Annotated in this window: 8 protein-coding genes; 7 read left to right on the top strand and 1 reads right to left on the bottom strand. The window is 43.1% G+C overall.

Going from position 1 to position 14,822, the window contains the following annotated elements:
• The first annotated feature begins 51 nt into the window (after positions 1–51).
• The gene (locus tag K1F36_RS06680; protein WP_258538966.1) at positions 52–1,119 is read left to right on the top strand and encodes a c-type cytochrome; all 1,068 of its coding nucleotides are present in this window, start codon (positions 52–54) and stop codon (positions 1,117–1,119) included.
• Between the two features lie 43 nt (positions 1,120–1,162).
• Here the strand turns inward: K1F36_RS06680 and K1F36_RS06675 are convergent, their stop codons facing one another.
• Positions 1,163–1,759: a TetR/AcrR family transcriptional regulator gene (locus tag K1F36_RS06675; RefSeq protein ID WP_220113125.1), complete on the bottom strand. Its 597-nt coding sequence runs from the start codon at positions 1,757–1,759 to the stop codon at positions 1,163–1,165.
• Between the two features lie 73 nt (positions 1,760–1,832).
• Between K1F36_RS06675 and K1F36_RS06670 the strand changes: the two genes are divergently transcribed.
• The 6 genes from K1F36_RS06670 (at position 1,833) to sov (ending at position 14,788) form a co-directional block, all read left to right on the top strand.
• On the top strand, positions 1,833–2,276 hold the full coding sequence (locus K1F36_RS06670) for a cupin domain-containing protein (protein ID WP_220113124.1): 444 nt from the start codon (positions 1,833–1,835) through the stop codon (positions 2,274–2,276).
• Between the two features lie 81 nt (positions 2,277–2,357).
• The gene (gene queG / locus K1F36_RS06665; protein ID WP_417943836.1) at positions 2,358–3,254 is read left to right on the top strand and encodes a tRNA epoxyqueuosine(34) reductase QueG; all 897 of its coding nucleotides are present in this window, start codon (positions 2,358–2,360) and stop codon (positions 3,252–3,254) included.
• A gap of 123 nt (positions 3,255–3,377) precedes the next feature.
• Complete coding sequence (locus K1F36_RS06660) at positions 3,378–4,655, top strand: MFS transporter (RefSeq protein ID WP_258538965.1); 1,278 nt, start codon at positions 3,378–3,380, stop codon at positions 4,653–4,655.
• A 124-nt stretch (positions 4,656–4,779) separates the two neighbouring features.
• Complete coding sequence (locus tag K1F36_RS06655; RefSeq protein WP_220113122.1) at positions 4,780–7,077, top strand: NADP-dependent malic enzyme; 2,298 nt, start codon at positions 4,780–4,782, stop codon at positions 7,075–7,077.
• Positions 7,078–7,097: 20 nt separating this feature from the next.
• Positions 7,098–7,679, top strand: a complete 582-nt coding sequence (ruvA, locus tag K1F36_RS06650) for a Holliday junction branch migration protein RuvA (RefSeq protein WP_220113121.1) — start codon at positions 7,098–7,100, stop codon at positions 7,677–7,679.
• Positions 7,680–7,684: 5 nt separating this feature from the next.
• On the top strand, positions 7,685–14,788 hold the full coding sequence (gene sov / locus K1F36_RS06645) for a T9SS outer membrane translocon Sov/SprA (RefSeq protein WP_220113120.1): 7,104 nt from the start codon (positions 7,685–7,687) through the stop codon (positions 14,786–14,788).
• The last annotated feature ends 34 nt before the right edge of the window (positions 14,789–14,822 follow it).

Here is a 14,822-nt window from a genome sequence, read left to right as displayed (position 1 = left end):
GTGCCCCTATCTTATCAATTCGTAATTGCTTTGCATGGTTAAAGAAGAATCATGGGAGAACCAATACATCCTGAAGAGCGGAGTTCCAATAAAAACATGGCCATTGCTTCACAAATAAAAAAACTGTGCGTGCAATTGGGTATTTGTGTAGTCTTGATGCTGGGGTTGGCCTTTACAGTGGTTTTGGTCGCATTTGGCGACTTCGGTTCCAAAGAATATACAGCATTTCCAGATGATGTCTATTACTTGGATTACAATGTGTACAATCTCTCCAATTCTGCTAAAAATCAAAAAGTAAAGGAAGGTTTTGAAGTTTTTAGGAACACCCCACAACATTTGGGTCCCAAACAAGCAGATTCAACACAGATGTACGCAGGGAACAATTTGGCTTGTGCCAGTTGTCATTTAAATGGAGGGACAAAGCCTTATGCTGCTCCGCTGATAGGTGTGGTCAAGCGATTTCCACAGTATCGTGGTCGAGAGGATAAAATGGGAACCATCGAGGAGCGAATCAATGGTTGCATGGAGCGCAGCATGAACGGTAAGGTTATACCGGAAGACAGTGAAAAAATGAAATCTTTGCTCGCCTACATGGAATGGTTGGGAAGGGCTGCCCCATCAAACGGAAAAATAGAAGGACAAGGTTTTTTGACCATTGAAATCCCTGATAGGGCTGTAGATTTACAGCATGGAGAACAGGTTTTTGTCAAAAATTGTGTTGAATGTCATGGTGCGGATGGGCAAGGAGAGTCCCAAGCAGATGGCACTTATCTCTACCCGCCATTGTGGGGAAACGATTCTTACAATAATGGCGCCGGCATGACACGTGTGATTACCGCCGCACAGTTTATAAAAGGGAACATGCCGTACGGAACCACATTCGATAACCCTGTACTTACCGATGAGGAAGCATATGATGTGGCGGGGTATATCAACCAAAAACTTAGGCCGACAAAGCCGAATCGGGAGGTTGATTTCCCTGATTTGGTCAAGAAACCTGTTTCTACCCCTTACGGACCATATTCTGATAACTTTAGTGAAGAGCAACATCAATTGGGACCGTTCCAACCCATAATGAAATATTATAAAGATGAATTTGATATGGTCAAAACCAAGTAGTTCTTGGTTTTGATGATTCGGGGTTGAATTGTAGGACGACCGATCACTTATCTACCCCGCACCCTTTCAAAATCATTTGTAACCCCCATGTTAAGGTATTCGTGGCGGTTTGATTGTCCAGTCCACAGACATCTTTTGCGGTAATTATAGATTCTATCCCCATCAAAAGTACGGACAGGTGAATCAACTTTTCTTTATCCTCTTTACTCAAATCTACCTCATTGGATTTGAAGTGCTCCTTCAAGGTATTGATGCGGTTTTTTCCCCTGCGCATATTTGGGTTCGATGATGCCAACACTGCTGCCAAGAACTGTCTGGAAGTTTGCTCGTTTCGAAGACTGAAATCAAGATAGGCTTTTTGGATGCCTAGAATAGTATCCTTATGTGATGCTCCTTCGTTGTTGCTAAGAATGGTTTCTGGGTTGGGTACATCGAGTTGAAGGATCAAATCCATCGATAAGGAATCGATATTGGTGTAGTACCTATAGACCGTTGCCCTGGAAATACCGGCTTTTTCCGCTACATTTTCCATGGTCAACGTCACTTTCTTCTCCAATAATTGCTGAGATGCCTCAAGGATTTTATCCCTAGTATTCTGCTTCTGTTTTTTACGCCCAGACGTAATATGCTTCTCTTTCATGAGACAAATATCTCATAAAATTTTGAACTGTAAAAATTAATATATATGTTTGTGAGACAAAAATCTCATGAAAATGGAAAACAATACTTCAAAATGGGTCTTGGGCCAAAAGGTAACATTGCACCCGACTACAGGTGATTATGATTTGGTTGTTTGTGAAACGCCAGCTGGTGCACAAGGTCCACCACCACATATACATAGCGAGTACAAGGAAGCTTTTATGGTAATCCAGGGCGAGCTTGAGTTTTTTGTGAACGGGAAAACATTCATTTGTAAACAGGGAGAGTCTGTGGATGTGCCACCGGGAACTCTGCATACGTTCAGTAATAAAACGGATTCACCTTGTACCTGGGTCAACATTCACAGTCCCAAAGGATTCTCTAAGTTTTTTGAAACTTTTGGTGTTCCCGAAACCGAAGACAATGCCGTAATGAAATCGGTTGAACCAGAAATCATTCAAAAAGTATTGGCCACGGCATCCGATTTTGATATGGCTATTCCTCCCCCTCCCCAATAAAATTGAGCATGTCTTTTGTATATTGGTGCTTCAAAACATAAGCAGTCGCCAATATTGAATTCGATCACAAAACATACTTCCATGATCAAGACCGAAGCCAAGCGCCTCGGTTTTTTGTCGTGTGGCATATCAGAGGCGGGGTTTTTGGAAGAAGAAGCGCCCCGTTTGGAGAAATGGCTCAACCAGAACATGCATGGCGAAATGCAGTACATGGAGAACCATTTTGATAAGCGTTTGGATCCTACAAAATTGGTTGAAGGCTCCAAGTCGGTCATATCACTCTTGTTGAATTACTTTCCTTCCGAAGATCAAAACCCCGATTCCTATAAAATTTCCAAATATGCCTATGGGATGGATTATCACTTTGTGATAAAGGACAAGCTCAAAAGCCTGCTTCAGTTTATTCAAGAAGAAATAGGGGATGTCCACGGACGTGCATTTGTGGATTCTGCTCCGGTTCTGGATAAGGCATGGGCAGCCAAAAGCGGTTTGGGTTGGATAGGTAAAAACAGTAATTTGCTTACCCAACAAGTGGGCTCATTTTATTTTATTGCCGAACTGATTGTGGATCTGGAGTTGGCGTACGATACACCGGTCACCGACCATTGTGGAACCTGCACCGCTTGTATTGATGCCTGTCCCACCGAAGCGATTGTACAGCCCTACGTGGTCGATGGCAGTAAATGTATTTCCTATCTCACCATCGAATTGAAGAACGAAATTCCTTCCGAATTCGATGGTAAATTGGACGAATGGATGTTCGGCTGTGATGTGTGCCAAGATGTTTGTCCATGGAACCGATTTTCAAAACCGCATAGCGAACCCCTTTTTAATCCTAATCCCGACTTGTTGTCCTTCACCAAAAAAGATTGGGAAGAGATAACAGAGGATGTCTTCAAAAAAATCTTCAAAAAGTCAGCGGTAAAGAGAACAAAATTATCCGGTCTACAGCGGAACATTAATTTTTTGAAGAAATAGCATTATATTGAGCTATATTCTTAAAATATCCATGTCTTTTGTTGAGATATGGTAAAGACTAGCTAAACAAACAGGATGATTACGATTAAAAAACCAAAATTAAGCTTTTGGCAAATTTTTAATATGAATGTTGGGTTCCTTGGAATCCAATACAGTTTTGGGTTGCAGCAGAGCGCCATTAACCCAATATTTCTTTTTTTGGGCGCTTCGGAAGAAATGCTCCCCATTCTAAATATTGCGGGGCCGGTAACGGGCTTGATCGTTCAACCCCTCATTGGGGCCGTATCCGATAAAACATGGTCGCCACGATGGGGCAGGCGTAAACCTTTCTTCTTGATAGGTGCCATAATGGGCAGTATCTGTTTGTTTGCCTTTCCATTGAGTCCCGCCTTATGGTTTGCTGTGGGATTGTTGTGGATTTTGGACGTGGGAAACAACATGGCCATGGAGCCATATCGGGCGTTTGTTGGGGATAAATTGCCGGAATCACAATTCAGTATGGGCTATCAAATGCAGAGCCTTTTTGTGGGTGCGGGTATTCTTTTGGCCAATGCTTCCATCTTTTTGTTCCAGGATTGGTTTGGTGGTGGTCAAGAAATAGAAGGGACGGTGCCCAAATGGTTGTACTATTCTTTTTTTATAGGATCGTTCTTATCGATAGCCACCATCTTATGGTCTGTTTTAAAAACTCCCGAGATTCCTCCTACGGATGAAGAGCTTTCAGAAATCAATAAACATAAAGCGCTACCCTTTATGGAACGCGTCAAGGTTCCATTTGTGGAAATTGCCAAAGCGGTCAAGGATATGCCCAAATTTATGTGGAAACTTTCGGCCGTATATCTATTTCAATGGTATGCCCTTTTTGTGTATTGGCAGTTCATAACACCATTGTTCAGGGTCTCATTGGGGTACAATACTTCAGAGGCTGCTGCGCAAGCTGCCAAAATGAGCACAACCTACAATGTTGTCACGGCTGTTGTTGCATTGGTGTTGGTACCGTTGACCTTGCGTTTTGGCGGTAAAAAAGTGTATGCTTTGAGTTTATTGGGCACGGCCATTGCGCTGTTTGCCATACCATATATTCAAGATCCGGTTTATGTACTGTTTCCTATGGTGCTGTTCGGAATTGGTTGGGCGGCCATGATGGGAATCCCGTACAGTATGGTTTCCAAAGTAGTTCCTCAGGAACGAAGAGGGGTGTACATGGGTATACTAAATATGATGATCGTAATTCCAATGGGCATTGAAACACTTTCTTTTGGCCCTATTTTTAAAAACCTTTTGGGGGGCAATTCAGTCAATGCGATGCTTTTTGCAGGCTCGTTTTTTGTTATAGCAAGCATTTTGGCCATGCGACTCAATGTTAAAAAGGCTAAAAAGGAGTATCCCTTGGATTCCTAAATCGAACTGAGGCAGTAGGTTATAAAATTACGTTTTTAATTTTTCGGTCAACTTGAAATTGATTATCAAGATTTTAAGATAAAAGCAACGAATGCCCTAACTTTACCACTTCATTTTTTACAATATGAGCAAGGAAAAGCAAAGAAGGGAAGCGTTACTGTATCACGCAAAACCACAGCCGGGAAAAATCAAGATTGTACCAACAAAACCATATTCCACCCAAAGGGACTTGGCATTGGCCTACTCACCAGGGGTGGCCGAACCTTGTTTGGAAATTGAAAAGAACAAGGATGATGTTTACAAGTACACTGCCAAAGGGAACATCGTTGCCATAATTTCCAATGGAACGGCTGTATTGGGTCTGGGGGATATTGGACCGGAAGCTTCCAAGCCTGTAATGGAAGGAAAGAGTTTGCTTTTTAAGATTTTTGCTGATATAGATGGAATCGACATCGAATTGGATACCAAGGATGTGGATCGTTTTATCGAAACGGTAAAGACAATTGCTCCCACATTCGGAGGTATTAATTTAGAGGATATTAAAGCTCCAGAAGCCTTTGAGATAGAACGAAGATTGAAGGAAGAGTTGGATATCCCAGTAATGCATGATGATCAACACGGTACTGCCATAATTTCTGCTGCCGCTTTGTTGAATGCCCTCGAAATTGCGGAGAAGAAAATTGGAGATGTTAGAATCGTGGTAAGCGGGGCTGGTGCAGCGGCCGTTTCTTGTACCAAGTTGTACAAGGCATTTGGAGCAAAAGCGGAGAATATCGTAATGCTCGATAGTAAAGGGGTAATACGAAGCGATCGAGAAAACTTAAGTGTGGAGAAAGCGGAGTTTGCTACCGATAGAAAAATTGATACTTTGGAAGATGCCATGGTCAATGCTGATGTCTTCATTGGACTTTCCATAGCTGATATTGTTTCTCCGGAAATGTTGAGTTCCATGGCTGAAAACCCGATTGTTTTTGCCATGGCCAATCCTAATCCCGAAATCGAGTACGATTTGGCCTGTAAAACAAGAAAGGATATCATTATGGCGACGGGGCGTTCCGACCATCCTAACCAAGTGAACAATGTACTTGGGTTCCCTTTCATTTTTAGAGGAGCTTTGGATGTGCGTGCCACTAAGATTAACGAAGAAATGAAGATGGCCGCCGTTAGGGCCTTGGCCGATTTGACCAGGGAACCCGTTCCAGAGCAAGTCAATATAGCTTACGATGCCACTAGGTTGACTTTTGGTAGAAATTATATAATTCCAAAGCCATTCGACCCACGTTTGATAACCAAAATTCCTCCTGCAGTTGCCAAAGCCGCTATGGATAGTGGGGTCGCCAAATTTCCGATTCAAGATTGGGATAAGTACGAAGAAGAATTGTACCAAAGGTCGGGCAACGATAATAAAGTAGTAAGGTTATTGCACAATAGGGCCAAGGTAAATCCAAAGCGTATTGTTTTTGCAGAGGCGGAATTGTTGGATGTGATGAAGGCAGCTCAGATTGTTTATGAGGAAGGAATAGCAACACCTATTTTGCTCGGAAACAAGGAAATCATAGAGCATCTAAAGAAAGAACTTGAGTTTGATGCAGAAGTGCCGATTATAGATCCTCGTTCCGATGAGTTCAGTGAAATGCGTTCCAGATATGCACTAAAGCTCTGGGAATTAAGAAAAAGAAAAGGAGAGACCAAGTACAGTGCGCGTGTCAACATGGGCAAACGTAACTATTTTGGTGCCATGATGTTGAGGGAAGGCGACGCTGACGGCATGATTTCCGGTTATTCCAGGGCATACCCTAAAGTTTTACGTCCTGTTTTTGAAGTGTTGGGAAGAGCCAAGAACGTACAGAATGCCAGTACCGTGAATATTATGATTACGGATAGAGGACCACTATTTTTAGCGGATACCTCCATCAATATAAATCCGAACGCGGAAGAGCTTGCCGAGATTGCCCAAATGACGGCCAATGTGGCCAAAACCTTTGGTTTTAATCCAATTATGGCACTGCTATCTTATGCGAATTTTGGTTCATCAAACCATCCGCACGCCAAAAAAGTGCGTGAGGCCGTTAGAATTTTACATGAGAGAAATCCTGATTTAGTGGTCGATGGTGAAATTCAAACCGATTTTGCACTAGATCCGGAAATGAGCGATAAAAACTTCCCTTTCTCCAAAATATCAGGAAAAAAGGTGAACACCTTTGTGTTTCCGAACTTGGAATCTGCCAACATTACCTATAAGCTGCTCAAAGGCCTGAACAATGCCGATTCTATTGGTCCGATAATGGTCGGGTTGACCAAAGCCGCCCACATATTACAATTGGGAGCAAGCGTGGATGAAATGGTAAATATGGCCGCAGTTGCCGTTATCGATGCGCAAGAAAGGGAGAAAAGACGAAAAGCTAGAATGCAAGGAGAATAGTCTCCAATAAAACAGATAGCATGATTACCCATTTAAGAGGAAAACTGGTCGAAAAAAATCCAACCTACGCCATAGTGGAATGTAATGGTGTTGGCTATTTTTTGAATATTTCGTTGCATACCTTTTCCTTGCTTACCGATGAGGAAAATATATTTATCTACACGGATTTATTGGTAAAGGAAGACTCGCATACGCTCTTCGGTTTTGCGGAGCGTGCAGAGCGCGAAGTGTTCCGTTTATTGATATCCGTTTCGGGGGTCGGGGCCAGCACCGCACGTACCATGTTATCCTCGTTGTCTCCGGCCGATGTAAGGGATGCCATAGCGAATGGCGATGTGCCCACAATCCAGTCTGTAAAAGGGATTGGGGCGAAAACGGCCCAACGCGTTATCTTGGATTTAAAGGACAAGATTTTAAAAGTCTACGACATAGGCGAAGTTTCACAACAATCAAACAATACAAATAAAGAAGAAGCGTTATCTGCATTAGAGGTTCTTGGTTTTACCAGAAAGCAATCTGAAAAGGTGGTCGACAAGGTACTTTCCCAAGACACTTCGTTAAGCGTAGAGAACATTATAAAACAGGCGCTGAAAAATTTGTAACTAGTTTGAAAAAAGGGGCAAAACCAATACTTAAACCACTGAGTTTTAAGTACACCTTCTTTATTGTTTGTTTGCTGTCCATATCCAACCTATTGGCGCAGGAAACTAACGAGCAGGCTCAGGATTCCGTGCAAACAGGAGTTGAGCTTGGTCGCCTTATTATGCAAAATCCCGACAGCATTGTTGCAAAATATACCTACGACCCCAAAACAAACACTTACGTATATACCGAGAGCATTGGCGATTTCAATGTTAATTACCCAATAATCCTTACGCCTGAACAATACTACGATCTTGTAGAAAAGGAGCAGATGAAGCTCTATTTTAAACAAAAGGGAGATGCGTATGCCGGAAAAAAGACTGGAAGCGAAGAGGCGAGACGAAATCTTTTGCCCAATTTTTATGTGAACAGTAACTTTTTTGAGACCATTTTTGGGGGAAATACCATTGAGGTAATACCACAAGGGTCGGTAGCCATGGATTTGGGCGTATTGTGGCAGAAGAATGACAACCCTGCATTATCGCCTAGAAACCGTACCAATCTTTCTTTTGATTTTGACCAGCGTATCAGTTTGAGTTTGTTGGGAAAAGTTGGCGAGCGTCTTCAGGTGACAGCAAACTACGATACAGAGGCCACTTTCGATTTCCAGAATTTGGTCAAGTTGGATTATACCCCTACCGAGGACGATATTCTTCAAAAAATTGAAGTAGGTAACGTAAGTATGCCGCTCAACAGTTCTTTGATTACCGGTGCGCAGAGTTTATTTGGTGTAAAAACACAACTTCAATTCGGAAAAACCACGGTTACGGCTGTTTTCTCTGAACAGCGTTCGCAAAACAATACCGTAGTTGCCCAAGGTGGTGGAACAGTAAATGAATTTTCACTGACGGCTTTGGATTATGATGAGGACAGGCACTTTTTCTTGGCACATTATTTCCGTGACAATTACGACCGTGCTTTGCAATTTTACCCATTCATACAGACCCAAGTGCAGATTACCCGTTTGGAGGTGTGGGTGACCAACAGAAACCAACAAACACAAAACGTAAGGAACGTGGTGGCCATCCAGGATTTAGGAGAAGCCATTTCAGATAATACCCGCATTGGTGTGAACAATGGTGATCCCGCAGGATTTTTTAATCCTCAGGCAGTGGCAACAGGACTTCCACAGAACGGGGCTAACGACTATGATCCCAATCAAATTGGGAGTGGGGCACTAACACCGGCTATTCGTGATATTGCAACGGTGGAATCCGGATTTAATATCCCAGGATATACCGTAAACCAAGGATTTGATTATGCGATTTTGGAAAACGCTAGAAAACTGGAGCCTGGCAGGGATTACGAGTTCGATTCTCAATTGGGTTATATTTCTTTGAGCCAGAGTTTGAGCAATGATGAGGTGCTAGGGGTTGCTTTCCAGTATACCTTTAATGGGCAGGTCTATCAAGTTGGGGAATTTGCCAACGGAGGTGTGGATGCGACCACGGTTCCACCAAATTCTAACTTGATTGAGAACAACTCATTGGTCTTGAAACTATTGAAAAGTAACATCACCAATGTTCAGGATCCTATTTGGGATTTGATGATGAAAAACATCTATTCTACAGGGGCCTATCAATTGAGTCAAGAAGATTTTAAACTCAATATCCTCTATTCCGACCCCACACCCAGAAACTATATTACCCCGGTCGATCCGAACGCAGGTTGGCCCACTGGTCTACAGGATCAAGTGCTATTAAATGTATTTAATCTGGACCGATTGAATACCTATAATGATGTGCAACCGGGCGGAGATGGCTTTTTTGATTATGTCGAAGGTATAACGGTCGATTCGCAATCTGGACGGATTATTTTTACAAAGGTCGAGCCATTCGGGGAATACCTTTTCGAATTACTAGGGGGAGGCGTCTATGATGTGGACAACGATCAGGGCTATAATCCCAACCAACAGCGTTACGTGTTCCGAAACATGTACGCCAAGACCAAGGCAGCTTCCTTACAGGATGCCGAAAAAAACAGATTTCAAATAAAAGGAAAATATACTTCGCAATCCAATAACGGTATTCCAATTGGAGCTTTCAATGTGCCTCAAGGTTCGGTTACCGTAACTGCAGGAGGTCGCCAGTTGCAAGAAGGGATTGATTATACTGTAAACTATCAAGCCGGTACGGTGCAGCTTCTCGACCCAAGTTTGGAAGCCTCCAATACGCCTATCAATATTTCGGTGGAGAACAACGCGGTGTTTGGTCAGCAGACCAGACGTTTTGCAGGGGTGAACGTGGAACATAAATTCAACGAAAAGTTTCTTTTGGGGGGAACCTTTCTCAACTTGAACGAGCGTCCCTTGACCCAAAAATCAAACTACGGAATCGAGCCCGTGAACAATACCATTTTTGGACTGAACGGAAATTTCAGTACCGAAATTCCGTTCCTGACGAGATTGGCCAATAAGTTGCCAAATATTGATACGGATGTGCCTTCCAATCTTTCTGTAAGGGGAGAGGTGGCATTTTTAAGGCCCAATTCGCCAAAAAATGCCGATTTTCAAGGTGAGACAACTACCTATTTGGATGATTTTGAAGGAGCACAGGCCTTGATTGATATTCGCTCATCGCTGGGGTGGACATTGGCGAGCCCGCCAGTAGAGTTCTTGAATGATAGAACAGGAATAGATGTAGGTTACGAACGTGCTAAAATGGCATGGTACACCATAGATCCTATTTTTTACACCAACCAAAGACCATCTGGATTATCGGACAACGATATTTCGTTGAACTCTACCCGTAGGGTTTTTATTGATGAGGTATTTACCGAAACGGATATTGCGCAAGGGCAGACCCAAGTACAAAGTACTTTGGACATTGTTTACTATCCCAATCAAAAAGGGCCATACAATGCCAATCCAAGTTTTGAAACCGAAACCCCGGATGCCAAATGGGGTGGAATCATGAGACCGTTGAGCAGTACCAATTTTGAACAATCCAATGTGGAATTTGTCCAATTTTGGGTGTTGGATCCTTATGTTGATGGAGAAACCGTTGATGTCAATGCAGGGGAACTGGTGCTCAACCTAGGAAATATTTCCGAAGATATTTTAAAGGATGGTCGAAAGCAATACGAAAACGGATTGCCTGCCAGCACCAATAATGAAATTCCGAGAGAGACCATTTGGGGCCAAGTACCTTCCACGCAGTCGTTGGTTTATGCATTTGATGCCGATGAGGCCAATAGGTCGGCACAAGACCTTGGTTTGGATGGTTACGACGATGCGGAAGAAGCTACAATCTATAATGGTCCTGCGGAAGACCCCGCCTTAGATAACTATCAGTATTATTTGAACCGCGAAGGAGGAATCTTGGAGCGCTATTTGGATTTTAACAATACACAAGGGAACTCCCCGGTAACCGTTACAAACACCAATAGGGGCTCCACCACTTTGCCCGATGTGGAGGATATCGATAGGGATTTGACCATGAATACGGTGAACAGCTATTACGAATACCGCATCCAGATAAAGCCAAATACAACTATCGATGACCAATATGTGACCGACATTCGAGAAGGGCAAACACCCACGTTGCCCAATGGTACGCAGTTGAACCGTAGGTGGATTCAGTATAAAATACCATTAAGCGATTTTACCGATGCCGTTGGTGGAATCTCTGATTTTAGATCCATCAGTTTCATGAGGATGTATTTGACCGGGTTCTCGGATGATGTGGTTCTTCGTTTTGCTACCTTGGATTTGGTACGCGGTGATTGGAGGACCTATACCAATTCGCTACAGCCCACTGTGGACAATGATCCTTCTGATGATGCTACCGTTACCGATGTAAATACCGTAAATATTGAAGAAAACTACGGAAGACAGCCCATACCATATGTGTTGCCACCGGGAGTTTTTAGGGAGCAGTTGAACAATAACAATACGATAATTCGCCAGAATGAGCAGTCATTGTCCTTTGTGGTGGAAAACCTGGAGTCTCAAGATTCCCGTGGAGTGTTCAAAAATGTGAATGTGGATGTGCGTCAGTACGAACGTTTGAAGATGTTCATGCACGCCGAAAAAATATTCAATGCCGATTATTCAGACAGTGATACGCCTCTGGTCGGTTTCTTGAGAATCGGCACGGATTTCTCCGAAAACTTTTACCAAATAGAATTGCCACTTCAATTTACTTCTTTTGGAGCTTCATCTGCGGAAGAGATTTGGCCAGATGTCAACGAAATAGATGTAGCGTTGAGGGATCTGAACAAGGTAAAATCAAAAGGAATATCCGATCAGACCCTTGACGAGATCAACTACTACGAAATAGTGGATGGCGAGGCTGTTTTGGTCGATGAGTTCGCTCCAAGAACTTTGGGAAGGGTCCGTATTGGAATCAGGGGTAACCCATCCTTGGGTAGTATCCGTGGTATGATGGTAGGTATCAAGAATATCGATGATATTCCTGCACGGGGAGAAGTTTGGTTCAATGAGCTTCGTTTGGCAGGATTGGAAAATAATGGGGGTTGGGCCGCCACGGCAGCTTTGGATGCCAATATGGCGGATTTTGCGAACGTGACCGCAACAGGAAGCAGAAGTACATCTGGTTTTGGATCTATAGATCAGACCCCGACCGAGCGTGCTTTGGAAGATGCCATTTCCTATGATGTAGTGACCAATGTAAATGTGGGCCAATTGTTTCCCAAGAAATGGAATCTGCAACTACCTTTCAATTATGGTATTTCTGAAACATTGATTACCCCAGAGTTCGATCCAGTGTATGATGATTTGAGATTGGATGACAGGATTGCGGCAGCCTCGACACAAGAAGAAGCGGAAACCATTCAGGAGCAGGCTGAGGATTATACCAAACGTACCAGTATAAATTTGATCGGGGTCAGAAAAAATAGGGGAGAGGAAGCTGAGGAAAATTTCTTCGATGTAGAAAACTTCACCTTTAATTATTCTTACAATGAAACCGACCATAGGGATTTCGAAGTGGCCGAGCTTCGCGACCAAAACGTTTCTACTGGATTTGTCTACAATCATAATTTTAAACCGGCTCCCGTGGCGCCGTTTGCCAAAAAGGATTCCATGCTCACAGGTAAATATTGGCAATGGCTCAAGGATTTGAACTTTAATGCCCTGCCCACAAGCTTGTCGGTTAATGCCAACTATAACCGTTCCTTTAATCAACAAAGGTATCGTGATGTGTTAGAACCCGGAGTGGATGCGCTCCAGTTGCCATTGCTTCAACAGCGTAACTACCTGTTCAATTGGCAATATGCTCTCAACTATAGTTTGTCAAAATCATTACGGTTAAATCTTACTGCTTCCAACAACAATATTGTCCGTAATTATTTTAATGTGGATGATGATCGGGATTCGGGAATCAATCAGGCACTTGATTTATGGGACGGCTTCTTTGATATAGGAGAGCCCAACAGGCATGCACAGCAAATGCAATTGAACTATGAGCTGCCGCTTAACAAGATTCCATTTCTGAATTTTATAAATGCCCAGTACACTTATACCAGTAATTTTGATTGGCAGCGTGGAGGCGATGCGCTTATAGACGTTGCCGGGGAAAACATCAACACCGTTCAAAATGCCAGCACCCATAATTTGACGGCCAATATGAGCATGCAACGTTTTTATGACTTTTTGGGTCTGAGGAAACGTGACGGAAAAGTAACAGCGAACCAAGCGACGATAAGAAGGGACAAAGCAGGTAACCCTGCTAATGGTGAAGAAGCAGAAGGTCCACGAAAAACCAGTAAGGGCTTCAATACCTTGGTAGATATTGTAACCATGGTGAAACGGGTGAACGTGAATTATAGCGAGAACCGAGGAACGGTGTTGCCGGGTTATACACAATCCATTGGATTTATCGGAACTTCTCGGCCAACATTGGGCTTTGTTTTTGGTAGTCAGGCAGATGTAAGGTTCGAAGCGGCCCGTAGAGGTTGGTTGACGGATTATCCAGAGTACAGCAACCAGTTTATGCAGAACACCAATAGGCAATTGAATGTTACCGCTACGGCCCAGCCTACTCAGGATTTGACAATTGACCTAACGGCAGATAGAAATTTTATGAGTTCCTCTCAAGAGACCTACAGTCCTGAGGATTGGGCAAACGGACAGCCAGGTTTGATCAACGAGATGGGGAACTTTAGTATTTCTACCGTAATGATCGGAACCGTGTTCAGTAAAAGTGACGAGTTTGATTCCGAAACGTTCGAGCAGTTCAAGCAAAACCGTATTACCGTTGCCAATAGGTTGGTTTCCGACAGAGGGGAGAATCCTGGGCAGTTGGATGAGGATGGATTCCCAGAGCGCTACGGCAAAACACAGCAAGAGGTATTGCTTCCAGCATTCTTTGCCGCATATACTGGGCAGGATGCTGAAAGTGTAAATTTGGATGCTTTCAGGGAAATCCCGATTCCGAACTGGAACATTAAGTATACAGGTTTGATGAAAAACCGATGGTTCAAGAAGAAATTCAAACGATTCTCATTGAGCCATGGCTATCGTGCTGCCTATAGTGTGAATTCTTTCCAAACCAATTTGGAGCGTCAGAACACTTCTATCGACTCAGAGACGGGTGATTGGCTTCCCAAAACATTGATCAATAATGTGGTGCTTACCGACGAGTTCAATCCTTTGATGCGTGTGGATTTTGAAATGCAAAATTCGTTCAGCTTCTTGGCCGAGATGAGGACCAGTAGGACTTTGTCGCTAAGTTTTGATAATAATCTTTTGACGGAAATCAATGGAAACGAATACACACTTGGTCTTGGTTACCGCTTCAAGGATGTAAAGTTTGTGACCAACATAGGAGGCGAGAAAACACGTTTAAAAGGAGATCTGAACCTAAAGGCAGACCTTTCACTACGTGATAACATTACCATAATCCGTAACTTGGATATCAACAACAATCAAATTACCTCAGGTCAGCGATTGATGTCCATAAAATTTACAGCGGATTACGCTTTGAGCAAGAGTTTGAACGCTTTGTTCTTTTACGACCATTCCTTCTCTGAGTTTGCGGTTTCCACTGCATTTCCACAAACTACCATCAATACCGGCTTTACGTTGCGATACAACTTCGGAAACTAGAAAACACCCTATATTTATTTATGCATCATTTTGT

The organism is Flagellimonas abyssi (genome assembly GCF_019457905.1).
GTDB classification, from domain to species: domain Bacteria; phylum Bacteroidota; class Bacteroidia; order Flavobacteriales; family Flavobacteriaceae; genus Flagellimonas; species Flagellimonas abyssi.
Note: the sequence above shows the minus strand (reverse complement) of the source record. Positions and strands in the feature narration are given on the sequence as shown.